Raw genomic sequence first — 23,644 nt, 5'->3', positions numbered from 1 at the left:
AAGATTTTGGCCGGGCGCCGCTGCAACCGTGGCCGCCGCCGCGCTCCTGGCTGGTGTCCTCGGTCTGTCAGCCCCCGCCCAGGCGGCGGAGATCACCGACGGTCTGGCTCTCTGGTACAAACTCGACGCGACGTCGGGCACCGTGGCGGTGGACGCGTCGGGCAACGGCCGGAACGGAACCGTCAACGGCGCCGCGGGCTGGTCGGGCACAGGGGAGGGACTGACGTTCAACGGCTCCGACACCTACATCAAGGTGCCGGACAACATCATGAGCGGGATGAACGCGATCACCGTCTCGATGGACGTGCGGATCGACGCCGCCCAGTCCACGCCGTACTTCCTCTACGGCTTCGGCAACACCAGCAACGGCGCCGGGAACGGGTACCTGTTCACCACCGGCAACACCTTCCGGACCGCCATCGCCTCCGGGGGCTTCTCCACCGAGCAGAACACCCGGACCTCCACCGCGCTGCCGCGCTCCGTCTGGAAGCACGTCACCTACACGCAGACCGGCACCACGGGCGTCCTCTACCAGGACGGCGTGGAGGTGGCCCGCAACACGTCGGTCACCATCACACCCGGTTCCATCGGGTCCGGTATCACCACGGCCAACTACATCGGCGAGTCGCTCTACAGCAGTGACAAGCTCTTCAAGGGCAGGATGCGCGACTTCCGGGTCTACAACCGCGCTCTGACGCCCGGTGAGGTCCTCGCGGTCAGCGGGAACACCACGGGCATCGCCGCGGCCACCGACCCCTCGCTGAAGATCCCCGCCATCATCGACGACGCCAACAGCAGGATCACGCTGCCGATGAAGGAGGGCACGGACCTCACCGCGCTCGCCCCGCAGTTCACCCTCGCCCAGGGCGCGTCCATCAGCCCGGCCTCCGGCACCCCGCGCGACTTCACCAAGCCCGTGACGTACGAGGTGACCGGCTCCGACGGGACGAAGCGCACCTGGACGGTCTCCGCACAGATCATGAGGAGTCCGGTCCTGCCGGGGCTCACCGCCGACCCGAACATCGTCCGCTTCGGCGACACCTACTACATCTATCCGACCACGGACGGCTTCGCGGGCTGGAGCGGTACGCAGTTCAAGGCGTACTCGTCCAAGGACCTGGTCCACTGGACGGACCACGGCGTCATCCTGGACCTCGGTCCTGACATCAGCTGGACCAACAGCCGGGCCTGGGCCCCGACGATGACCGCGAAGAACGGGAAGTACTACTTCTACTACTCCGCCGACACGAACATCGGTGTCGCGGTCTCCGACTCGCCCACCGGCCCGTTCAAGGACCCCCTGGGCAAGCCGCTGATCGCCCGCGGCGCCTACACCGGCCAGATGATCGACCCGGCGGTCTTCACCGACGGCGACGGCCAGTCGTACCTCTACTGGGGCCAGGGCAGGGCGTACGTCGTCCCCCTGAACGACGACATGGTCTCCTTCGACGCCTCGAAGGTCACCAACATCACCCCCACCGGCTACAACGAGGGCTCCTTCGTCATCAAGCGCAAGGGCACCTACTACTTCATGTGGTCGGAGAACGACACCCGCGATGAGAACTACCGCGTCGCCTACGCCACCGGCTCCTCGCCCACCGGGCCCTGGATCAAGCGGGGCGTGATCCTGGAGAAGGACCTCGCCCTCGGCATCAAGGGACCCGGCCACCACTCCGTGGTGCAGGTCCCGAACACCGACGACTGGTACATCGCCTACCACCGCTTCGCCATCCCCGGCGGTGACGGCACCCACCGCGAAACCACCATCGACAGGATGGAGTTCGACACCGACGGCCTGATCAAGAAGGTCATCCCCACCCTGGGCAGCATCGACCCCATCTCCGGCGGCACCGCCCTGCCGACCAACACCACCCGATCGCTCCAGTCGGTCAACTACCCGGGCCGCTACGCCGCCGTGCGCTCGGACAGCCTCGGCTACCTCGACCCGGTGACGTCCTCCAGCACCACGGCGGTCAAGCAGAGCGCCACCTTCACCGTCGTCCCCGGCCTGGCCGACGGCAGCTGCTACTCGTTCCGTGACTCGTCCGGCCGCTACCTGCGCCACAAGGACTTCCGGATCCGCGCCGACGCGAGCAACGGCACGACGCCCTTCAACAAGGACGCCACCTTCTGCGCCCGGCCCGGTTCGGCCACTGGCTCGGTCAGCCTGGAGTCGTACAACTACCCCGGCCGCTACCTCCGCCACTACAACTACGAGCTGCGTATCGACCCCTACCAGGACAACGCCACCTTCCGCGCAGACAGTTCCTTCACGGCGGTCAGCCCCTGGGCCTGATCGCGGTCGCGCTCGCCAGGTGGCCCGCACCGCGACGCCCTGCGGGCCACCGGCCTGACCCAGCGGCCGTACTACCTCCGACACGCTGGGATCTCCCGCTGCGCACCGGCACCAGTCGTCGCTGTAGAGCGGCCGGACGGTTGCTGAGGGCATCTTGTGACCGCCACCCCGCACCAGCTCGGTGCAGGATGGCGGTCGGGTCCGTGTCGGTCAGGCTTTCTCCTTCGCTGACGCGAGCAGGGGCCTGAGGGCGATCAGTGCCCCGACCACGAAGACGGCTGTCGACAGGTAGATGAGGCCGAGATGGCTGAGGGTGTCGAGGTTGTAGGGGTAGTGGGCGGGCAGGGCGACGGCCAGTCCGAGCACGGGGACGGCGACTGCTGTGACATAGGCCCACAAGAGGCCGCGGCGTACGCCGAACCAGGCGAGGGCCGCGGTGGCCAGTCCGGCGGCCGCGATGAAGCCGGACACGGCGATGTGCAGGTGCGAGATGTACTCGTACAGGTCAGGGCTGAACGCCTTGATCTCGGACCGGCCGACGTCGACCTCGCCGGGGCCGATGCCCAGCTCCAGGAATGCGCCGGTGAAGTTGCGGATGAAGAAGATCACCGCGTATCCGACGAATGCCAGACCGGCGAGCGCCATGAGGCCGGACCCGAGGCGGAGTGCGCCGGGCCCATGTACAGCCTGGGCCGTGGTCCGGTGGGTAACCGTGGTCATGATTGCCTCCTTGGCGGCTGCTCCGCGGAAGAGGTGGTCAGCGGTTTTGACCCGCGAGGAGCCAGATGCTTTGGCTACATGCCGATGGAGGTTTTCGATCTTGACTTCAAGCGGCTGAGGCGAGCGTCCACCGTGGTCATGGTGCCCACACCCCTTCGGACGCCCACGGCTACTTTCTGGCTATGGAGACGGACGACCCCCACGGCTTCTTTCTGGCTATGGAGACGACCTCGGGGCTGAGCGTTATTGCATCTGGCTGAAAGCAATAAAATGGGCGTCGAAATCGTCTCGTGGTTGTGGTGCCAGTGCAGGTCGTCGGGGCGGATCAAAGGGAAGAATTTCGCCGACTGGTGCGAGAGCAGCTTCCGCGCCTGTACTGGACTGCCCGGACGCTGGTCGGCGACGATGCCGAGGACGCGGTGCAGGACTGCATGGTCAAGGCATTTGAGAGGTTCGATCAACTGAATGACCTTGCAGCGGGTGCTGCATGGCTGCGGAGCATCCTGGTCAATTGTTGCCGCGACCGCCTCCGGGCGAAGGCCAGGCAACCGGGTGAGGTGGAGTTCGAGGAGGCCGAGAGGTTCTCTCTCTACCGCAAGATCGCGTACGAGGATCCGTTTCCTTACTCCGATTCACTGCATCTGGACTTTCTGCAGGAGTTCGGCCGGGAGGACGTGCATGCCGTGCTGCGCCGGCTGCCCGAGCTGTACCGGATCCCACTTGTCCTGGTGTATATGGACGGTTTCCTGGCCAAGGAGACGGCTGCGATCCTCCAGGTGCCCCTGGGGACGGTGCTCGCGCGCCTGCATCGGGGTCGGAAGCTGTTCGAAAAACAGATGTGGGACTACGCGCAGGAGAACGGACTGCTGAAGGAGGCGTCGCGTTGATCACCTGCTCGGACGCGGTCAAGCAGCTGTGGGAGTACCTGGATGCCACGGTCGGCCAAGGGGAGCGCGAGGCGATGGAAGAACACCTGTCCCTCTGCCGGCGCTGCTGCGGTGAGCTGGAGTTCGCCGTCGAGCTCCGGCGGCTTCTGGCCGCATCGGGTCGCAGCGACATCCCGGACGACGTGATGCGGCGCCTGAACCAGGCCCTGAAGGAGCTGGACTGATGAGCCGGGATCTGATGCACAGCGCCGAAGTGAAGCAACTGGTCAGGGACGCCTACCGGAATATTCCCGCCACCACGGCCGCCGTGGCCCACAAGCTCTACAGCGACGAGGAGCTGGCCCAGGTTCCCCAAGCAGCAATCGATCGCGCCCTCGGCGTGGCCGACCACCTTCGCTTCGCCGCGATCCGCTCTGGTGAGACCGTCCTCGACCTGGGCTGCGGCGGTGGCATCGACACCATTCTCGCCGCCCGGCGCACCGGTCCCTCTGGCCGGGTGATCGCTCTCGACTTCCTTCCCGAGATGCTTCAGCGCACCGCCCGTGCGGTGGCCCAGGCGGGCCTGGGCAACGTGGAGATGCTGGACGGAGAGATGGAGGCCATCCCGCTCCCGGACCATCAGGTGGACCTGATCATTTCCAACGGAGTCATCAACCTGTCGCCCAGGAAGGCCAGGGTGATGGCCGAGTGTGCGCGTGTTCTCCGGCCTGGGGGGAGGTTCTGCGTTGCGGACCTGACGGTCGGACAGGAAGATCTCCCGCCAGAGATCCTGACCCAGCCGGCCGCTTGGGCGGGGTGCGTGGCTGGGGCGCTCGCCGAGGAGGATTTTGTACGAAAGCTGGAACGGGCCGGATTCCGGGAGGTCCAGGTGCCCTACCGGCAGCCAATGAGCGTCGACGACTGCTCGCTTTACCCCCTCTTCAGCCCGGAGGTGATCCAGCTGATGAGGGAACTCATCCCACCCGAGCGGCAGCAGGCCGTGGCAGTCTCGATCGTCATCCGGGCGCAGTGCGCCGGTGAGTGACCCGATGCCCGCACGCCTGTGGGACATCGCACTGATGAGAAACTCCGGCCGCAGATCGGGGAAGTGGGTGCCGTTGGGGCGAGGAGGCGCTGACCCGGGCCCGGCTCGTGCACGTCGATCAGTACTACCTGCCGGTGGTCACCATTGCCTGGGCGAACGCCCGCCTGATCGAAGCCCAGGCGCGGTTCCGGAACCGGGTGCGAGGATTCACGATTCCTTGAATTCAGGTTGGCGTGTATCGTTGTGGTGTGCTGACTGTTGCCTCCGACATCGAGGTGCTGGCCCGGTTCGGCCGCGCGCTCGCCGACCCGATCCGCTGCCGCATATTGCTCGCCCTGCGGGAAGCCCCGGCCTATCCCGCCGACCTCGCCGACGCCCTCGGGATCTCCCGCACCCGGCTGTCGAACCACCTGGCGTGCCTGCGCGACTGCGGCCTGGTCATCACCGTGCCCGACGGCCGCCGCATCCGCTACGAACTGGCGGACGAACGCCTCGGCCACGCGCTGGACGACCTGCGCACCGCCGTGGTCGCAGTGGAGACCGACCGCACGTGCGTCGATGCCGACGAAAACGGGTGCTGCTGACCATGGCCGCCGAGATATCCATGTCACTCGGCCCCAGCCCGGTCCGCCGCGACGTGCTCGCGAAACGGATACGGCTGCTGGTCGCCGCGACCATCGCCTACAACGTCATCGAGGCGATCGTCGCCATCACCGCCGGGACCCTCGCCTCCTCCACCGCGCTGATCGGATTCGGCCTGGACTCCGTCGTCGAGGTCTCCTCCGCCGCCGCGGTTGCCTGGCAGTTCTCCGCCCGCGAGCACGCGGTGCAGGAGGCGCGGGAGAAGGTCACCCTGCGGATCATCGCGCTGTCATTCTTCGGGCTCGCCGCGTACGTCACCGTCGATGCCGTCCGCACCCTGATCGGCACCGGCGAGGCCGAACGCTCCATCCCCGGCATTGTTCTTGCCGCCCTGTCCCTGGCCGTGATGCCGTTCCTGTCCGCCGCCCAGCGCCGCGCCGGCCGTGAGCTGGGCTCCGCCAGTGCGGTCGCCGACTCCAAGCAGACCCTCCTGTGTACGTACCTGTCCGCTGTGCTCCTGATCGGCCTAGCACTCAACGCCACCCTCGGCTGGCCCTGGGCCGACCCGATCGCCGCCCTGGTCATCGCAGCCATCGCCGTCAAGGAAGGCCGCGACGCCTGGCAAGGCAAGGCATGCTGCGCGACCCCCACCGCAGCGGCAGTGCCGTCCGCCGCCGAGGCGGACGTATGCGGTTGCCGCCTGGGATGCGACTGCTGCAAGTGACCTCTTGCAGACCGCAGCGGCCCCCGGCATCGACTGCCGGACCTCCGCGTCCACGATCCATCTCGCCGATAATGGCTGTTCCGCTGTTCCCCGAGGCCGGACAACCGCCCGCCGCAACGGCGCCCGATCCGTGATTCCTTGTTACGCAAACTCGAATGCGCCATAAAGGCTCGCCACTTTCGGCAGGTCAGCTGAATACGACAGGTGTGTTTCAATCTTTCGGCGCAGGATTGTCGTCCGCCTGCATAGTTCGGTCTGTTCCCCGCCATGGCAATCACCCCTATGCCGGGCGCGTGTCGAAATCCATTGCTTCCACAGCGCAATACTGTGTGCGGCAACTCCCCCGTGGACCGACGACAAGGAGCGCCACCATGTCCGTACTCGCTCGAGTTGCCCTGACTGCAGGGGTCGCTGCCGCACTGGCGGGGGGCGCACTGACGCCCGCCGCCGCCCAGGTCAGCAGCCCCAAAGACGCCAAGCACACCTACACCTGCAGCAACAAGGGTGGTGGGCCGAACCACACCGTCAACTGCTTCGGACTGATCACGGTCAACAACGTCCTGAACAACACCACTATCACCGTGGGCGATATCAACGTCCTCACGGACAACCAGCTCGACGAGATCGAGATCGCCCTGGCCACCGCCTCCGGCAATTCTGTAAATCAGAACGCGGCAATTCAGCTGCTGAAGCTGGAGGGGACCGTCCTCAACACGTATCTGCAGAACTTCGACATCGTCCTCAACGCCAGCAAGGTGAATGTCTGCGCTCTGAGTGTCTGCGTCTGACCAGTCGCCGCGTATCCGGTTGGTGGCGCGATTCCTTGTGCCGCTCGGGCTGATCAACTTCTCGTCCCGCCGGCTGGCTCCTTCACGTGCACGGCGGCCGGATGCCCTGCAGCCGGAATGACGGGCACGTGATGTGTCCGGCCTCAGGAGGTACGTCTTCGGAGGCCGGGTGCAGCATGGAGGTACGGACGTGATGAGGAGGTGTGTGGCGATGACCGAGTTCATGGATGTCCACCACGGAATGAAGGGCATCACGGACGAGCAGCTGCGCGAGGCGCATCGCGCGGACCTGGCGATCGAAAGCGAGGAATCCGTGCACTTCAAGCAGGCTTGGGCGGACCCGGAATCGGGGACTGTCTACTGCCTGTCCGAGGCACCTTCGGCGGAAGCCGTTCAGCGCATTCACGAACGCACCGGTCACCCAGCGGACGAGATTCACCCAGTGCCGCTCACGGTGTGACCAGGCGCGGCGACCGAGCGAACTCGCCGCACACACGGCAGAGGGTCTCGCGGAGCCTTCCACAGGGCCAGCAGCCAGACTCGGACACGCGAAGGGGCCTCCCATCGAATGGGAGGCCCCTTCGGGATGCGTACCACCGACCGCGCGCGAACCGGCACTACGCCGACCGTGGCCGTGCCGCAGTCGGACCGCCACCGCTCCCCGCTAGAGACGAGCGAGCGCAGCGACTGAAGCGCAGCTAGCGCAGAACCCCGGCACGCACTAAGCAGCACGACGGCCCCGGCACGGCGGGGGCCGTCCCGTCCCTCGGCAGCCAGCTGCGGGTGCTCTCACATCCGACCGGCCCCGGACCTCGTCGCCGAGATCACCCGGCGGCCGCTGCGGAGCTCGGACTGGCCGACGGCACGGCCGTGTTCGCGCGTATCAAGGTGATCGAGGCCGCGCTGGTCGCTGTGAGGCGGCTCAAGGGTCCGTCTCGACGGCGGCGTTCAACGGACCGGCTGACCGACGCCCAGCATGTTCCCTTCGCTGTCGCGGAACCAGGCCCCGCGCTCGCCGGTCGCGCCCTTGCTTGGATAGTTCCTCCATGCCCGGATGTCACCTGTTGTTCACCAGGTCGGGGTGGGAGGGATCACCGGCGGCGACAACGCTGTCAGATCCCCACCTGCACCAGGAGTACCAGTGAACGTTTCCCTCACCGTCTGGCTGCTGACCGTCGCAGCCCTGTGCGCGCTCGTCGCCGTCGACTTCTTCATCGGCCGCAAGCCCCACGAGGTGTCGATCAAGGAAGCCGGGATCTGGACCGTGGTGTGGATCGCCCTGGCCTGCGTGTTCGGGCTCGGGCTGCTCGTCTTCGGCGGGGGCCGGCCCACGGGGGAGTTCTTCGCCGGGTACATCACCGAGAAGTCGCTGAGCGTCGACAACCTCTTCGTGTTCGTCCTGATCATGGCGAAGTTCGCGGTGCCCTCGCAGTACCAGCAGCGGGTGCTGATGATCGGCGTCATCATGGCCCTGGTGCTGCGCGCCGTCTTCATCGCGGCCGGTGCGGCGATCATCTCCGCCTTCTCCTGGGTGTTCTACCTCTTCGGCGCCTTCCTGATCTGGACCGCCTGGAAGCTGATCCAGGACGCCCGCAAGGAGGAGCACGAGGAGGAGTACCAGGAGAACAAGCTGCTGAAGGCGGTCGAGCGCCGCTTCGGTGTGGCCGACGGTTACCACGGCACCAAGCTGTTCATCGTCGAGAACGGCAAGCGGGTGATGACGCCGATGCTGGTCGTGATGCTCGCGATAGGCTCCACCGACGTGCTGTTCGCCCTCGACTCCATCCCCGCCATCTACGGGCTGACCCAGGATCCGTACATCGTCTTCACCGCGAACGCCTTCGCCCTGATGGGCCTCAGGCAGCTTTACTTCCTCATCGGCGGCCTGCTGAAGAAGCTGGTCCACCTCAGCTACGGCCTGTCGATCATCCTGGGCTTCATCGGCGTCAAGCTGGTGCTGCACGCACTGCACGAGTCCGGGGTCCACGTCCCCGAGATCAGCATTCCCTTCTCACTCGGCTTCATCGTGCTCGTCCTGGCGGTCACCACGATGACCAGCCTCTGGGCCGCGAAGAAGCAGGAAGTCGAGGCGGCGCAGTCGGCGTAGGGAGGCTCAGCCAGTGGCGGGGGCCGCCTTCGGCCGGCGTCTTGGCGGGTGACGCGTTCTGCCGTCCTGCCAGGCCCGTCGGTGCGCGCTACCGTGCAGGAAAGTGTCCGCGCACGGCAGCGGCCGGTGCCCAACGCCACCGGATCACCGGCTGAAGGAACTGTGATCATGCCCGAGACGAGAATCGTCCGGCGAGGCGACAGTGCGTATGAAGCCATCCGGACAGAGATGGTCTGGAACGAGCTCACACCGCAGCGGTTCCCCGAGATGATCGTCCGGGCCGAGTCGGAGCAGGACGTTCAGGAGGCCGTCCGGCTGGCCCGCTCCCGCGGTCTGCGGATCGCCGTACGCGCGGGCGGCCACAGCTGGATCGGCTCCCCGGTCCGCGACGGCGGCATGCTCATCGACCTCTCCGCACTGCGCCAGTGCGTCGTCGCCCCGGAGACACGCACGGCGGCCGTGCAACCGGGCGTCACCGGCGGCTCGCTCGCCGCCCAACTCGCCCCGTTCGGGCTTGCGTTCCCGGCCGGGCACTGCGGGAGCGTCGGCGTGAGCGGCTACCTTCTCAGCGGCGGCCTCGGCTGGAACTCCGGCGCCTGGGGGCCGGGCTGCGCGAGCGTGCGGGCGATCGAAGCCGTCACCGCGGACGGGCACGGCGTCCGGTGCAGCGAACACGAGCACCCCGACCTGTTCTGGGCGGCCCGCGGCGCGGGCCCCGGCTTCTTCGCCGTCGTCACACGCTTCCACCTGCGGCTCTGGGAGCTCCCGGGCGCCATCGTGCAGACCGCCTACACCTTCCCGCTCGACGAGCTCCCGGCCGTCGCCGCGTGGACCACCGAAGCCGCGGGCCGGCTGCCGGCCGGTGTCGAGGCGTCCTTCCTGCTCGGGGCGGCCGACCCGGCCCTCTCCGCCGCACCGTACCGACCCAAGGTGATCAAGGTCACCGCCACCGCCTTCGCCGCCTCGCACGACGAAGCGGTCCGGTCGCTGGAACCGCTCCGGACCTGTCCCCTCGCCGACCGCGCCCTCTCCCGGCAGATCGACGAGCCGGTGTCGTACGAGTCCCTCCACACCACCTCGGGGACCCTGTGGCCAGAGGGGCGCCGCTGCGCGGTCGACACCCTCTGGTCCGACGACGGCTTCGACACGCTGCTGCGCAGGCTGGCGCCGTTCGTCGCGGAAGCCCCCTCGGAGCAGTCGTTCGTCCTCGCGCCCTTCTGGCCGGCGTCCCGGAACCGGGAACTGTGGCGGGACATGGCCTTCTCAGCGCTCGGCGACACCTATGTCGCCTCGTTCGCCATCTGGACCGATCCCGAGGACGACGCCCTCAACATCCGCTGGCTCCGCGACACGATGGGCGCCGTCGAACCCCTCGGCACCGGCCACTACGTCGGCGAGGCCGACCTCACGGCCGACCCCTCCCGCGCCGAGCGCTGCTATGCGCCCGAGGACTGGCGACGCCTGGAGGAGCTGCGGGCGCGGTACGACCCGGAAGGGGTCTTTCATACGTACCTTGCGCCGTGATCCACGGCTGGCTGAAGCCGTGATGCACGGCTGGCTGAAGCCGTGATGCACGGCTGGCTGTACGTCATGTCACGTCGCGTGGGCCGTGTGGCCCGGGCCCCGAACCCGTGTGACCATGAACCCATGATCAATGGCGCTCACGTCATCCTCTACAGCCGGGACGCAGTCGCCGATCGTGCCTTCATCCGGGACGTCCTCGGGTTCGCGGGCGTCGACGCCGGCGGCGGATGGCTGATCTTCGCGCTGCCGCCCGCGGAGGTCGCGGTCCATCCCTCCACGGAACGGCCGAGCCACGAGCTGTATCTCATGTGCGACGACATCCAGGGCACGCTGGCGCAGCTGCGCGACAAGGGCGTGACGGTGGGGCCGGTGACTGATCAGGGGTGGGGGCTGCTCACCGCGGTGACGCTGCCCAGTGGGGCTCAACTCGGGCTGTACGAGCCGCGGCACACTGTCGCGCACAGCGCGACCGACGGCAGCGTCTGAGTTCCGCGACGGCAGCGAGAGCCGCGCGGCCCGCCGGCTCGCAGCCTGAGCCCCTCGCAGCCTGAGCCCGACGCCGGGCCCGAGCCCGAGGACGGGTCGGCCGGTCGTCGTGGGTGGTCGCCGGCCGTGGCCGTCAGCCCGCCAGCGGGTTGAGGACCAGCGGCTGGACCTGACCCTCCAGCATCGCGCCAAGGCCGAGGATCGCGGACACGTCCGGGCGCTCGGCGATGGTCACCGGCATACCCGTGGCGTCCCGCAGCATCTGGTCGAGTCCCGGCAGCAGGGCGCTGCCGCCGACCATCATGATCCCGCGGTCCGCCAGATCGGCCACCAGGTCGGGCGGGCAGTCCCGCAGCACCTTGCCGATGCCGTCGAGTACGGCGGTCAGCGGGGTGTGGATGGCGTCGCGCACGGCCGCGGTGTCGACGTACACGGAGCGGGCGAGGCCCGTGGCCACGTCCCGGCCGTGGATCTCCGTGGTCTGCGGGCCGTACGGCGTGAGGCCGTTGCCGGAGAGCGCGAGCTGCAGCGGGCGCACCGACTGGGACGGCAGCACCAACTCGTGGTGGTGGCGCAGGTGCTGGACGATCGCGTGGTCGATGGCCTCACCGCCCACCGGGATCCGCTCGGCGGTCACGATCGAACCCAGCGAGAGCACCGCCACCTGCGTGGTCGCCGCCCCGCACACCATGATCATGGTGGCTTCCGGGAGTTCCACGGGCAGTCGGCAGCCGACCGCGGCGGCGATCAGGGTGTCCACCAGCTCGACGCGCCGCGCACCGAGGCCCACCAGCGTCTCGACGGCGGCGCGCTGCGCCAGCGGGTCGGCCTCGTGCGGGGTGCAGGCGGCGGCCCGCAGCCGGGGTTTGCGGCGCAGGTTGCGGCGGAGCTTCTCGCCGATGAGGCCGCGCAACATACGCTGAGCCATGTCGATGTCGACGACGGTGCCCCCGGAGACAGGGCGCACCACGCGGATGTACGGGGGCGTGCGGCCCGTCATCCTCTCGGCGAACTGCCCGACCGCGATCAGCGCGCCGGTCCGGGTGTTGACGGCGGCGACGCTCGGCTCGTCCACGACGAGGCCCGCACCCTTCACGAACACCCGGGTCCTGGCCGCTCCCAGGTCGACGGCGACGTGGCAGCGGCGCAGCTGATCCAGATTGACGGTCATGGCAGGTCCTCCCGAGAGCACAGACCGCGTGCGGGCCGCCGGACGGCGGTCCTCCTGTGCATCGTCAGGCGGTGACGCGGGGTGCGCGCGCGGGGATGGGCCGCGCGGGGGGACGGCCATACGGGCGATCTTGGGCGTCGCCAACGCCTCGCTGGACCCGCGTCGGTGAAGGGTGACGGGCGCCCGTCCTAGGGCTCCTGTCCCCGTTCGGGTCGCGGTTCCGGTTCCGGTTCCGGTTCCGGCTCCGGCTCCGGTTCCGGTTCCACGATGCCGCGTACGACCCCGAGCTCGACCAAGTCCTGAGGGCGCAGGCGGAGTTGGTCGGCCGTGGAGGGGATCTCGTCCTGCGGCCGCTTCAGTATGGCCGCCGCCGACTCGGGGGCGATGACCGAGAAGTAACTGTCCGGAGTGGCCCAGGTGTTGCCCGGCGCGGCCAGTGCCAGCGCGCCGCCCGAGCCGCCCTCCCCGATGAGAAGGCTGGTGATCGGCACGGGGGATGCGGCGACGGCGGCGAACAGGTCCGCGATGGCCGCTCCGGCCGCGGCCCGCTCGGCCGCCGCGTCGTTGGCGGCGCCCGGCGTGTCCACCAGCGTCAGCACGGGAATCCCCAGCCGCCCGGCCAGCCGGACCAGCCGGGCCGCCGTCCGGTACCCCGCGGGCCGGATCGCCGTACCGCACTGAGCGGCGTACGCGACGGTCCGCCCGGCGTGCTCGCCGAAGCCGCAGAGCATGCCGGGATCGACGCCGCCGCAACGGTCACCGCTGATGGCGGCCCGCCGGGTGAAGTACGCGTCGAGGTACGCCTCGGCGTGGGGGCGCCCGGGGGCGCGGGCCTGCAGGACGGCGTCCCAGCCCGTGCGGGGGAGCGGAGTGGCGGCGAGGGCGTGGGGCGGGGGAGGGGCGACCCGTTTCGTCGCCGGGGCCACCCTCGTCAGCAGCTCCAGCCACAGGGAGACCTCGGCCCGGAGCCGGTCGGGGGCCACGACCGCGTCGATGGCGCCCGCCTCCCTCTGCGCCTCGGCCGTGTACGCGTACGGGTCCGCGTCCTGCGGGCGTACCCGCGATCCGGCGAAGCCCACCTGTGCGCCTGGCAGGGCCAGGATCACGTCGGCGCCCGCGCCGAGCGTGGCCCAGCCGCCGCCCGTCGTCGGGTCGCGCAGGACGGCGAGCTGCGGCAGGCGCGCCTCGCGCGTGAGGACCGACTGCCGCGCGACCCGCTGGAGCTGGGCCAGCGCGCGCATGCCCTCCTGCATACGGCTGCCGCCCGTGGCGACGAGGCAGACGACGGGGAGGCGCTGCTCGCGCGCGCACGTGTAGGCCGCTTCGATGCGGTCGCCGGTCCGCTCGCCGAGCGAACCGCCGAGGTAGCCGAACTCGAAGGAGACCAGGACGGCGCGCGTGCCGCCCGTGCCGCCCACGGTGGCCGTGCCGCAGACCACCGACTCCTGCTCGCCGGTACGGGCCGCGGCACGGGCGCGCGCGTCGTCGTAGCCCTGCCAGGAGAGGGGGCCGTCGGGGGCGTACTCGGCCGAGGGGGATGGCAGTTCGCGGAAGTCGTCGGCGAGGAGGGCGATGGCTTCGCGGGCGGTGAGACGGGGATGCGCGGGGCCGTGGGGAGGCGCGGGCCCGGCCCCGGGTGTGCCCGCATCGCGCCCGGTGCCGCCGTCGCCGTGCCTGGTGCGGCCGTCGCCGGGCCTCGTGGCGCCGTCCCCGGGCCCCGTGCCGCCGTCAGTCATGGAGTGCCTGCTCATGGAGTGCCCTCTTCACGATCTTGCCCATGTCGTTGCGTGGCAGTGCGCCCAGGTAGCGCACGGCCCGCGGCCGCTTGTGCGGGGCGAGGCGGCGGGCGACATGGTCGGCCAACTCGTCGGCCGACGGCGGGGCTTCGGGTGTGGCGGGGACGATCCACGCCACGATCCGCTCGCCCAGGTCGTCGTCCGGTTCGCCCGTCACCGCGGCCTCCCGTACCCCGGGGTGCTCGAGCAGCGCGTTCTCGATCTCGCCCGCGCCGATCTTGTAGCCGCCGCTCTTGATGAGGTCGGTGGCCTTGCGGCCGACGATGCGTACGTATCCGTCGGGTTCGCGCACGGCCATGTCCCCGGTGCGGAACCAGCCGCCCTCCGCGAAGGCGGCCGCGGTCGCGTCCGGCCGGTTCAGATACTCCGTGAACAGGTTCGGCCCGCGCACCTGGATCTCGCCGACCGTCTCCCCGTCGTATGCCTCGACGGCCGCCCCGGCCTCGTCGACGAGCCGCAGCTCGACGCCCGGCAGGGGCACGCCGACCGTGCCCGCGCGCGGCTCGCCGTCCGCCCGCACACTCGTGTTCATCAGCGTCTCCGTCATGCCGTACCGCTCGATGACCCGGCTGCCGGTCGCGGCCGCGATCCGCTCGTGGTCGTGCACGGGGAGCGCGGCTGAGCCCGATACGAGCAGCCGGGCCTTGGCGAGGCCCTTGGCCAGCTCGGGCTCCTCAGGCAGCGCCTCGGCGATGCGGTGGTACATGGTCGGTACGCCGAACAGCATCGTGGCGCCGGAGTTCAGCTCCCGTGCCACACCCTCGGTGCTGAACCGGCCGAGATGCCGCACCGAGCCGCCCCGCCGGAGCGGACCGAGGATCCCGAGGATCAGCCCGTGCACATGGAACAGCGGCAGCCCGTGCACCAGCACGTCGTCGCCCGTCCACTGCCAGGCGTCCTCCAGCGCGTCCAGCGTCGCGGCGACGGCGCGGCGGGGGAGGACGGCGCCCTTGGGCGGACCGGTGGTCCCGGAGGTGTAGACGACGAAGGCCGGGGCTGCGTCGTCGGTGTCGTCCGCGGAGCGCGGCGTCGCCGCTCCCGCCGCCCGGGCGTCGGCCTCCACATCGATACGGGTCAGCGCGCCGAGCGCCGGAGGGAGCTCTTCGCCGGGCGCCGCGAGCACCAGCGACGGAGCACTGTCCGCCACGATGTGCGCGAGCTCCTTCTCACCCGACTTGGGGTTGAGCGGCACGGCGGCGACGCCCGCCTCCAGCGCGGCCACCGCACCGACCGCCGTCTCGAGGGTGGGCGTGGCCCAGAGGGCGACCCGGCCGGCACCGCGGATGCGCTCGGCGAGCGAGCCGGTCACGGCGGCGAGCTCGCCGTACGTCAGGGCGCGGTCGCCGAAACGCAGGGCGGGCCGGTCCGCACCGCCGCCGGGACCTGCGGTCATGGCCGGAAAGAGAGAGGACACGCGTCGTACTCCTTGTTGGTCGCTGTCGCTTCGCTGCAGTCGTCAGTGTTTCTGGCGTATATGTGCGCCGTACCCGCAATGTGCAGTCTGGTGGCAGGTCGCCACCGTGCCGGACGTCACCCGAGCCCTGGTACGACCATCACCAGCCACACCACTGCGGGTACCACGGCCACCACGATTCCCCCGTAGATCATCAGCTGCCGGAAGAAACGCTCGCGGTCGACGTCCGGCGCCGCGGCCAGGACCAGCGCGCCGTTCGTCGAGAACGGGCTCACGTCCACGACCGTCGCCGACACCGCCAGGGCCGCCACCATGCCGACCGCGCCGATCTCGCCCTGCGCGAGGAACGGCACCGCGAGCGGGATCAGCGCGCCCATGATCCCGACGGACGAGGCGAACGCCGAGACGACCGCGCCGATGTAGCAGAGCAGGACCGCCGCCAGCAGCGGGACGCCGATGCCGCTGACGCCCTCGCCTGCCCAGGTGATGGTGCCCATCTCGTTCAGGACGCCCACGTAGGTGAGGACACCGCAGATCAGCAGGACCGTCGGCCAGGCGATCTGGCCGACTGCCGTCCGGCTGTCCTGCGGCCAGCAGGCGCTGAGCAGCACGGCGAGGGTGATCGCCGTCAGCCCGGCGTCGAGGTCGAAGGCGAGGACGGCGACGACGAGCGCGACGAGAGCGGCCAGCGTCGCACCGCGGGCGGGCGTCAGCCGCGTATCGGCCCCCTTGTCCTGGTCCCGGTCCTCACCGGCGTCGGTGGCCGTGCCGGTTCCGGTGGCCGTCACAGCACCCTTCGCCCAGAGCCTGAGGCCGCCGAACAGGACGAACACGATGCCCGCGATGACGAGGTTGACCACGAGGGAGGCCAGAAAGAGCGTGATCTCGCTGCCCGGAAGCTTCTCGCGCTCGACGATGCCGTTGACGATCGAACCGTAGATGCTGATCGGCGAGAAACCGCCGGCCTGCGCGCCGTGCACCACCATCGCACCCATCAGCAGCGGGCTGATCGAGTAGCGGGCGGCGAAGCTCAGCGCGATCGGCGCGACGATGGCGACGGCGGCCGGACTGACCGCGCCGATCGCCGTCAGCGCACCGGTCAGCGCGAACATCACCCAGGGGATCAGCGCCACGCGGCCCCGCACCAGCCGGATCGCGACGTGCACCAGCCAGTCGGTGGTGCCGTTGGCGCGGCCGATCGCGAAGAGATACGTGACGCCGACGAGGACGACGAAGAGGTCCCCGGGGAAGCCGGCGAAGATGCCGTCGGCGTCGAGGCCGGCGACCAGCTCGCCGACCCCGAACGCGGCGGCGAAGGCGAGCGCGCCCATGTTGATGGAGCGGGTGGTGGCGATGACGAACACCACGACGAGCACGAGGATCGATATCAGTTCGGCGGACATGCGGGCTCCCGTCCCTGGGTCCCTTGTGATGGCCTCATGGTCTAGTGGCTGAGCCACTAGGCCATTTCGGCGGAGCGGTTGCACCACATTGGGCGTCGGCCGGAGCGAGCGTCAAGGGGTCGGACGCAAGATTGGCTCAGCCACTTGGCCACTGAGCCACCTAACCACCGGCCATGACCCGGTGTTACGCTCGCGACGGGCGAGATCACGCGAGGGGGAACCACATGACCGACGCACTGCGCCCGATGGCGAAACCGCGCCTGTACGAGCAGGTTCTCGAGCGGCTGCGGCGTTACGTGGCGGAAGGCGGACTCAAGGCCGGCGACCGCCTGCCGCCCGAACGCGATCTGGCGCAGCGCCTGGGTGTCAGCCGTGCCTCCGTGAAGCAGGCGATCGTCGTGCTCGAGGTCCAGGGCCTGGTGGAGGTCCGCCACGGCGGCGGCACCTACCTGGTGCGGGACAGCCTCGACGCGGAGCCCGTGGAGCGCCTGGTCGAGCGGCGCCGGCGCCTGCCCGACGTACTCGAGGCACGTGAGGCGCTCGAGACCAAGCTCGCCGAACTGGCCGCGGAGCGCCGTACGGACGAGGACCTCGCCGCCCTGCGCTCGGCGCTCTCTCATATGGCCGACGAGATCGCCCAGGACGCGTACGGCGTGGAGGGCGACCGCCTGTTCCATGCGGCGGTGACGGCCGCGGCGCACAGCAGCCTGCTCGCGGAGTTCATGCGCTCCATCGCCGACCAGATCACCGAGAGCCGCAACGAGTCCCTCCGCCAGCCGGGCCGGCCCAACCGGTCCCTGACCCAGCACCAGGCGATCCTCCGCGCGATCGAGGCCCAGCAGCCCAAGCAGGCGGCCGCGGCGATGCGCCGCCACGTACGGACGGTCGCGAAGGTGCGGTTGCTGGACTGGAACCCGGACGACGAACGCGCGCCTCTCGACTGACGGTGGCGTACCCGTGCACACCTGGTGCCGGCGAACGCTGGCCCGCCCAGGGCGAACCTGGTCGCCGCGCACCTCTCACTCCACCGACGTCAGCCGCTGCAACAGCCCCCAGGTGAACTCCGCGACGACCCGTCGCCGCACCCCGTCCTCGTCCGGCGCCGTGAACGCGAGGCGCCAGCGTGTGGGGGCCGTCCCCTCCATCGGGCGGGCGGGTGCGAAGCCCCGGGCCGCCTCGTCGACCGTGCACGACCACGGGCGGAGGTCCGCGATCGTACGCAGGGAGGGGCCCGGAGCGCCGGGTGCCCGGACCAGCCACTCGTTCCAGACGGCGCCGTTCGGGGCGAGCAGCACCTCGAAGCGGAGGTCGGGCCAGAGCGGGACCGGCCACAGCAGGGCTTCGCATGCGAGGTCGCCGATCCGGCGGACGGCGGTCGACTCGGGCGTGCCGAGGACCGAGCGGTAGCGGGACGCCGCGCCACGCGCGCGTGGGGAGCGGGCCATCGCCTGCCAGCGGCGGTTCGCCTCGCGCATGTCCGCGAGCGAGACGCCCATCTCACGCCGGGCGTCCTCCACGAGATCCGGATTGTGGTCCGCCATGCGGCGCAGCAGTACGAGCTGGAAGTCCCGGGGTGTGAACGGCGGCATGCCGACCATCGTCGCGTACGGGCGCGTTCCCGGGCCCGGCGCGGGGAGCGACACCCTGCCGCCCACCCATTGCCCCGCCGAGAGCGCTCCGCATAACCTGTGTTCGTTATTCCGGTCGACCGTTGAAATTTCGAACATTGAGGGAGGGGTCGTGGGCCGCCTCGTACCCGCCGTGACCCGGGCGCTCGACATACTCGAGCTCTTCCTGGACGGTGACGGCACCCTGTCCGCGCCGGACATCGTCCGTAAGCTACAGCTGCCCCGCACGACGGTGCACGAGCTGGTCACCACGCTCGCCGCCCGTTCCTACATCGTCCCGGTGCAGGGCCAGCCGGGCCGCTACCGGCTGGGTGTGCGCCCGTACCAGCTCGGCAGCCGGTACGCCGAGCAGCTGGACCTCGCGGCCGAGGGCCAGCAGGTCGCCCGTTCCGTCGCCGAGACCTGCGACGAGACGGTGCACGTCGCGATCCTCGAGGGCACGGACGTCATCTACATCGCCAAGGTGGACTCCACGCACGCCGTGCGCATGGTGTCCGCCGCAGGCCGCCGGCTGCCCGCGCACTGCACGTCCGTCGGCAAGATGCTGCTGGCCTCCCTCCCGGACGCCGAGCTCGCCTCTCGCGTCCCGGACGACGCGGACCTGGTCGCGATGACCCCCAACAGCATCACCGATCCGGCCGCGCTGCGCGAGGCCCTGGCCGTGATCCGCGAGCGCGGGGTCGCCGTCGAGAGCCGCGAGTCGAACCCGGACGTGAGCTGCGTCGCGGCACCGGTGCGCGACCGGACGGGGCGCGTCGTCGCGGCGCTCTCCATCTCCGTACCCATGATCCGCTGGAGCGACGAGCGCCGGGGGGAGCTGGAGCAGCTCGCCGCCAAGGGTGCGGCCGACCTGTCCGAGCGTCTCGGCTACCGGGGGGTGTGATGAGCGTCGAACTCGCGGTGCGCGAGTACGCCGAGCTGGGCGAGGGTCCCACCTGGGACGCCGACGCCGGGCGGCTGATCTGGGTCGACATCCTCCAGTCGCGCGTCCACACGTACGACCCGGCCGACGGCCGCCGTACCGTCATGGTCACCGAGCAGCACGTGGGTGCCGCGAAGCCCCGCGCGGGCGGCGGCCTCGTCGTCAACCTCCGGGACGGTGTCGGGCTGTACGGCCCGGGCGGCGGGGACTTCCGGTGGCTGCACCACGACCCCGTTCCCGGCCGCCGCGGCAACGACGCCGCCGTCGCACCCGACGGCTCCCTCTGGGCCGGGACCATGCGCTACGACGAGGCGCCGGGCGGGGGCACGCTGACGCGGATCACCGGCGACGGCTCCACGCAGACCGTCCTCGACGACGTCGCCGTCAGCAACGGCACCGGCTGGAGCCCCGACGGGCGGCTGATGTACTACATCGACTCGCCGACGCGGCGGATCGACGTCTTCGACGTCGAAGACGCCGAACGCGTCGTGAACCGGCGCCCGTTGGCCGTCATCGAGGACGGCGCCGGTTTCCCCGACGGGCTGACCGTCGACGCGGAAGGGTGCGTCTGGGTCGCGCTGTGGGACGGCGGGGCGGTCCGCCGCTACACCCCCGACGGCGAGCTGGACCGCGTCGTCGACCTGCCCGTGCGCCGCCCCACGGCGTGCGCATTCGGCGGCGCCGACCTGACCGACCTGTACATCAGCACCGCCCGTACGGGACTTGAGGCACCGCACCCGCTGTCCGGCTCGCTGCTGGTGGTGCCGGGGGCGGGGAAGGGGTTGGCGCAGCCGCCCTTCGCGGGCTAGCGATCACCAGCGATCCGTTCCTTGAGGGCCCTCGCCGTGCTGTGCCGGCGAGGGCCCTGCTGTTTGCCTGACGGCGACTCAAGTAACCGCTTTCTGAAATTCTTGCAGAATCCATTGACGCGAAATCTGTTCGACTCTACGGTCCGGGTTCGAAGTTACGGGCGGTATTCGGAATATCGAACAGTAAGGGTTGGGCATGGGACAACCTTCCCTGAGCCGTAGGCAACTCCTCGCCGGCCTCGGCGGCTTGGGCGTGGCCGGGAGTCTCGCCTTCGCGGCGCTCGGGACCGGGGCCGACGCGCTGGCCTCCAGCGCGGACACCCGCGTGCGCTACTGGAATCTCTTCAGCGGCGGCGACGGCGCCAACATGATCGCGATGCTGAACGCCTTCCGTAAGGAGCACCCCGGCATCGCGGTGAAGGACTCCACGCTCCAGTGGGGCAACCCCTTCTACACGAAGCTGGCCATGGCCGCCGCGGGCAATCGCGCCCCCGAGCTCGGCGTCATGCACCTGGGCCGGGTCGCCGGCTTCTCGCCGGGCCGGCTCCTCGACCCGTGGGACGTCGACCTGCTCGCCAAGTACGGCGTACGGAAGGAGGACTTCAACCCCGCGCTGTGGAACCGCGGTGTCATCGACGGCAAGCTCTACGCCCTGCCGCTCGACATCCACGTCCAGCTCTGCTTCTACCGCAAGGACGTGCTGAAGAAGGCGGACCTGCTCGGCGACGACGGCCGGATCGTGCCGGTCACCTCCACCGACGAGTGGTTCGACGTCCTGAAGAAGGCCAAGGCGGTCCAGAAGAAGGGGCTGCAGACGATCGGCCTGTGGACCAACGACCAGAACTTCCAGTGGTGGTTCTTCGTCGCCTTCTACACCCAGCTCGGCGGCGAGTGGTTCAACGACGCCCGCACCGAGGTCCTCTTCGACGTCGACAAGGCCACCCAGGTCCTGGAGTTCTTCCGCCAGCACGTCACCGACGGCTACGTCATCCCTGGTGCCCCCACCGGCGAGCAGTTCATCAACGGCGCCCCCTTCACCTGGGAGGGCAACTGGTCCGTGCCGGTCTTCTCCGGCGCCAAGCTCGATTACGGCGCGACCCCGCTGCCGCCCGTCTTCGGCAAGCAGGCCACCCACGCCGAGTCGCACGCCTTCGTCCTGCCCCACCAGGCCGGCCGCGGCGGCGCCACCAACGAGGCCGCGCACGAGCTGGCCGCGTACGTCGTCCAGCACGCCCTGCAGTGGGCGGCCGGCGGCCACATTCCCGCGTACACGCCGACGCTCTCCACGGACGCGTACAAGAACCTCACCCCGCAGAACGAGTACGTGAGCGCCATGGACCACCAGGCCACCGAGCCGAAGGTGTGGTTCGCGGGCTCCACCGGCGTCCTCGCCCAGGACCTCGGCCCGACCGTCGTCTCCTCGACGATGGGCTCCGCCAAGCCGGCCGCCGTCGCGCAGCGGATGAAGGCCCAGCTCACCAAGCTCCTCGCTTCGAAGAACCCGATGGACGGCAAGACCGCCGCGCAGGGAGGTGCGGTCGCATGACGACCAGTGCTCAGACCGTCGTCGCACCGGCACGCGCCAGGACCGCGACCGCGGCCGCGACCGTCCGCCGCAAGCAGGGCTTCCAGCACGGGGGCTGGTTCGTCGCCCCGTTCCTGGTGCTCTTCGCGCTGTTCGTGATCTGGCCGCTGCTGCGCGGCGTCTACCTCAGCTTCACGGACGCCAACATCTCCGGCGAAGGCGCGAGCTTCGTCGGCCTCGACAACTACCGCGAGGCCCTGGGCGACTCGGCGATGTGGGACGCGCTCGGCCACAGCGCGTACTTCACGCTGCTCGTCGTGCCGTGCATCACCGTGCTCGCCTTCCTGCTCGCGATGCTCGCACACAACATCGAGCGCGGTAAGTGGCTGTGGCGGCTGTGCTTCTTCGCACCGTTCCTGCTGCCGTCGACCGTCGCGGGCAACATGTGGCAGTGGCTGTTCACCCAGGGAATCGGCCTGTTCAACCAGACCTTCGGGCTCGACACCCCCTGGCTGACCGACAAGTCGTACGCCATGCTCGCCATCGTCATCGAGACCCTGTGGTGGACCGTCGGCTTCTCCTTCCTGCTCTACCTCGCCGCGCTCCAGGGCATCCCCGACCACCTGTACGAGGCCGCCAAGCTGGACGGTGCCAACGCCTGGCACCGCATTGTCCACATCACCCTGCCGATGCTGCGCAACATCACCGGCCTGGTGATCGCGCTCCAGATCCTCGCCTCGCTCCAGCTCTTCGACCAGGCCGTCGTGATGATGGACTTCAGTCCTGGACCGGAGCTCAGCACCAGGTCGTTCGTGCAGTACACCCTCGAACAGGGCTTCACCAGCTACCGCGTGGGCTACGCCTCCGCGATGTCCATCATCTTCTTCGTGATCATCGCGGCCGTCGCCCTGACGCGGATGTGGCTGCTGCGCAACCGTGAGGAGGGCGGCCGATGACCACCGCCGAGACGACCGTACGCACCGTACGCACCAAGGTCCGCAAGCCCTGGACACCCAGCCAGATCGTCCTCACGCTGATCGGCGTCGCCGTCTCCGCCGTCTTCGTGGCGCCGATCGCCGCGGCCCTGCTCACCTCGCTCAAGTCCGAGGCCGAGGCGGCCGAGATCCCGCCACACTGGCTGCCGGAGGTCTGGACGGGCCAGGCGTGGAAGGCCCTCTACGAGACCGGCAACATCACCAACTGGTTCGTCAACTCGCTGGTCGTGTCCGTGCTCGTGACGGCCGTCGTCCTGACGGTCGCCGCGCTCGCCGGCTACGGCTTCGCCCGCACCGAGTTCCGCGGCAAGGGTGTCCTGATGGGCATCGTGATGAGCGGCCTGATGATCTCCCCGGCCGTCCTCGGCGTCCCCCTGTTCACCACGGTCCAGCAGATGGGGATGGTCGACACCTACTGGGGCATGATCCTGCCGCAGTGCGCTCCCGCCGCGATGGTCTACATCCTGTACAAGTTCTTCCAGGGCGTCCCGCGTGAGCTGGAGGAGGCGGCCTTCATCGACGGCGCCGGCCGCTGGCGGGTCTTCTTCACCATCGTGGTCCCGCTCGCCCGCCCCTCCCTCGCCGCGGTCGGCATCTTCACCTTCATCGCGTCCTGGAACAACTTCCTGTGGCCGTACATGGTGACCAACAACCCCGACCTGATGACCATGCCGAACGGCATCGCGACCGTCATGAACTCCTACGGCATCCAGTGGGCCCAGCTCATGGCCGGCGGCCTGATGGCGGGCCTACCGCTGATCATCGTCTTCGTCTTCTTCCAGCGCCAGATCGTGGCCGGTGTGGCACACACCGGCCTCGCGGGCCAGTAACTCCCGATAAGGA

General features: G+C 69.7%; 22 protein-coding genes and 2 pseudogenes. 17 read left to right on the top strand and 7 right to left on the bottom strand.

The features are described 5' to 3' along the window. Positions 1-28: 28 nt before the first annotated feature. A pseudogene (locus STSP_RS33560) lies at positions 29-2,296 on the top strand (family 43 glycosylhydrolase); the annotation flags it as partial. Positions 2,297-2,506: 210 nt separating this feature from the next. Here STSP_RS33560 and STSP_RS33555 read toward each other — a convergent pair. Further along, on the bottom strand, positions 2,507-3,016 hold the full coding sequence (locus tag STSP_RS33555; protein WP_067284799.1) for a hypothetical protein: 510 nt from the start codon (positions 3,014-3,016) through the stop codon (positions 2,507-2,509). 299 nt (positions 3,017-3,315) lie between these two features. Here STSP_RS33555 and STSP_RS33550 point away from each other — a divergent pair, with 299 nt between their 5' ends. The 7 genes from STSP_RS33550 (at position 3,316) to STSP_RS33520 (ending at position 7,481) form a co-directional block, all read left to right on the top strand. After that, positions 3,316-3,903, top strand: a complete 588-nt coding sequence (locus STSP_RS33550; RefSeq protein ID WP_067284841.1) for an RNA polymerase sigma factor — start codon at positions 3,316-3,318, stop codon at positions 3,901-3,903. Continuing rightward, a complete protein-coding gene (locus STSP_RS33545; RefSeq protein ID WP_078067714.1) occupies positions 3,900-4,127 on the top strand; it encodes a zf-HC2 domain-containing protein in 228 nt (75 codons plus the stop codon). Before STSP_RS33550 ends, STSP_RS33545 begins: the two co-directional genes overlap by 4 nt. Continuing rightward, a complete protein-coding gene (locus STSP_RS33540) occupies positions 4,127-4,927 on the top strand; it encodes a methyltransferase domain-containing protein (RefSeq protein ID WP_067284798.1) in 801 nt (266 codons plus the stop codon). Before STSP_RS33545 ends, STSP_RS33540 begins: the two co-directional genes overlap by 1 nt. Positions 4,928-5,175: 248 nt before the next feature. Then, the gene (locus tag STSP_RS33535) at positions 5,176-5,511 is read left to right on the top strand and encodes an ArsR/SmtB family transcription factor (RefSeq protein ID WP_067284797.1); all 336 of its coding nucleotides are present in this window, start codon (positions 5,176-5,178) and stop codon (positions 5,509-5,511) included. Between the two features lie 2 nt (positions 5,512-5,513). Next, on the top strand, positions 5,514-6,233 hold the full coding sequence (locus STSP_RS33530; protein WP_067284839.1) for a cation transporter: 720 nt from the start codon (positions 5,514-5,516) through the stop codon (positions 6,231-6,233). A gap of 371 nt (positions 6,234-6,604) precedes the next feature. Continuing rightward, positions 6,605-7,021, top strand: coding sequence for a hypothetical protein (locus tag STSP_RS33525; RefSeq protein ID WP_067284796.1), 417 nt, complete (start codon positions 6,605-6,607; stop codon positions 7,019-7,021). A 211-nt stretch (positions 7,022-7,232) separates the two neighbouring features. Then, positions 7,233-7,481, top strand: coding sequence for an SCO4226 family nickel-binding protein (locus STSP_RS33520; protein ID WP_067284838.1), 249 nt, complete (start codon positions 7,233-7,235; stop codon positions 7,479-7,481). A gap of 488 nt (positions 7,482-7,969) precedes the next feature. Here STSP_RS33520 and STSP_RS40640 read toward each other — a convergent pair. Next, positions 7,970-8,062, bottom strand: a pseudogene (locus STSP_RS40640) (VOC family protein); the annotation flags it as partial. A 100-nt stretch (positions 8,063-8,162) separates the two neighbouring features. On the opposite strand from STSP_RS40640, the gene STSP_RS33515 reads away from it, so the two are divergent. The 3 genes from STSP_RS33515 (at position 8,163) to STSP_RS33505 (ending at position 11,138) form a co-directional block, all read left to right on the top strand. Continuing rightward, positions 8,163-9,128 (top strand): TerC/Alx family metal homeostasis membrane protein, encoded by a 966-nt coding sequence (locus STSP_RS33515; protein ID WP_067284795.1) that lies wholly within the window; start codon positions 8,163-8,165, stop codon positions 9,126-9,128. A 168-nt stretch (positions 9,129-9,296) separates the two neighbouring features. Continuing rightward, positions 9,297-10,652: an FAD-binding oxidoreductase gene (locus STSP_RS33510; protein WP_067284837.1), complete on the top strand. Its 1,356-nt coding sequence runs from the start codon at positions 9,297-9,299 to the stop codon at positions 10,650-10,652. 123 nt (positions 10,653-10,775) lie between these two features. Further along, entirely contained in the window at positions 10,776-11,138 is a 363-nt protein-coding gene (locus STSP_RS33505) for a VOC family protein (RefSeq protein ID WP_067284794.1), read from the top strand. A gap of 133 nt (positions 11,139-11,271) precedes the next feature. Here the strand turns inward: STSP_RS33505 and STSP_RS33500 are convergent, their stop codons facing one another. The 4 genes from STSP_RS33500 to STSP_RS33485 all read right to left on the bottom strand — a co-directional run bounded on the left by STSP_RS33500 (position 11,272) and on the right by STSP_RS33485 (position 16,922). Continuing rightward, the gene (locus STSP_RS33500) at positions 11,272-12,309 is read right to left on the bottom strand and encodes a rod shape-determining protein (protein WP_067284793.1); all 1,038 of its coding nucleotides are present in this window, start codon (positions 12,307-12,309) and stop codon (positions 11,272-11,274) included. A 188-nt stretch (positions 12,310-12,497) separates the two neighbouring features. Beyond that, on the bottom strand, positions 12,498-14,060 hold the full coding sequence (locus STSP_RS33495) for a carboxyl transferase domain-containing protein (RefSeq protein ID WP_232789894.1): 1,563 nt from the start codon (positions 14,058-14,060) through the stop codon (positions 12,498-12,500). After that, on the bottom strand, positions 14,038-15,519 hold the full coding sequence (locus STSP_RS33490) for an acyl-CoA synthetase (RefSeq protein ID WP_067284792.1): 1,482 nt from the start codon (positions 15,517-15,519) through the stop codon (positions 14,038-14,040). The genes STSP_RS33495 and STSP_RS33490 overlap by 23 nt, the downstream gene beginning before the upstream one ends. Before the next feature lie 116 nt (positions 15,520-15,635). Continuing rightward, complete coding sequence (locus STSP_RS33485; protein WP_067284791.1) at positions 15,636-16,922, bottom strand: SLC13 family permease; 1,287 nt, start codon at positions 16,920-16,922, stop codon at positions 15,636-15,638. A gap of 224 nt (positions 16,923-17,146) precedes the next feature. On the opposite strand from STSP_RS33485, the gene STSP_RS33480 reads away from it, so the two are divergent. Next, on the top strand, positions 17,147-17,866 hold the full coding sequence (locus STSP_RS33480) for a FadR/GntR family transcriptional regulator (protein ID WP_067284790.1): 720 nt from the start codon (positions 17,147-17,149) through the stop codon (positions 17,864-17,866). A gap of 75 nt (positions 17,867-17,941) precedes the next feature. Here STSP_RS33480 and STSP_RS33475 read toward each other — a convergent pair whose 3' ends face one another. Next, positions 17,942-18,511 (bottom strand): hypothetical protein, encoded by a 570-nt coding sequence (locus STSP_RS33475; protein ID WP_232789893.1) that lies wholly within the window; start codon positions 18,509-18,511, stop codon positions 17,942-17,944. Positions 18,512-18,662: 151 nt separating this feature from the next. Here STSP_RS33475 and STSP_RS33470 point away from each other — a divergent pair, with 151 nt between their 5' ends. The 5 genes from STSP_RS33470 to STSP_RS33450 all read left to right on the top strand — a co-directional run bounded on the left by STSP_RS33470 (position 18,663) and on the right by STSP_RS33450 (position 23,631). After that, the gene (locus tag STSP_RS33470; RefSeq protein ID WP_067284788.1) at positions 18,663-19,433 is read left to right on the top strand and encodes an IclR family transcriptional regulator; all 771 of its coding nucleotides are present in this window, start codon (positions 18,663-18,665) and stop codon (positions 19,431-19,433) included. Beyond that, the gene (locus STSP_RS33465) at positions 19,433-20,281 is read left to right on the top strand and encodes an SMP-30/gluconolactonase/LRE family protein (protein ID WP_067284787.1); all 849 of its coding nucleotides are present in this window, start codon (positions 19,433-19,435) and stop codon (positions 20,279-20,281) included. The genes STSP_RS33470 and STSP_RS33465 overlap by 1 nt, the downstream gene beginning before the upstream one ends. Positions 20,282-20,477: 196 nt before the next feature. After that, positions 20,478-21,827: an extracellular solute-binding protein gene (locus tag STSP_RS33460; RefSeq protein WP_067284786.1), complete on the top strand. Its 1,350-nt coding sequence runs from the start codon at positions 20,478-20,480 to the stop codon at positions 21,825-21,827. Continuing rightward, complete coding sequence (locus tag STSP_RS33455) at positions 21,824-22,762, top strand: carbohydrate ABC transporter permease (protein ID WP_067284785.1); 939 nt, start codon at positions 21,824-21,826, stop codon at positions 22,760-22,762. Before STSP_RS33460 ends, STSP_RS33455 begins: the two co-directional genes overlap by 4 nt. Beyond that, a complete protein-coding gene (locus tag STSP_RS33450; protein ID WP_067284784.1) occupies positions 22,759-23,631 on the top strand; it encodes a carbohydrate ABC transporter permease in 873 nt (290 codons plus the stop codon). The genes STSP_RS33455 and STSP_RS33450 overlap by 4 nt, the downstream gene beginning before the upstream one ends. The last annotated feature ends 13 nt before the right edge of the window (positions 23,632-23,644 follow it).

It is taken from the genome of Streptomyces jeddahensis, assembly GCF_001642995.1.
Lineage (GTDB): Bacteria > Actinomycetota > Actinomycetes > Streptomycetales > Streptomycetaceae > Streptomyces > Streptomyces jeddahensis.
The sequence above is the reverse complement of the archived record's forward strand: the minus strand, read 5'-3'. Positions and strand labels throughout refer to the sequence as shown.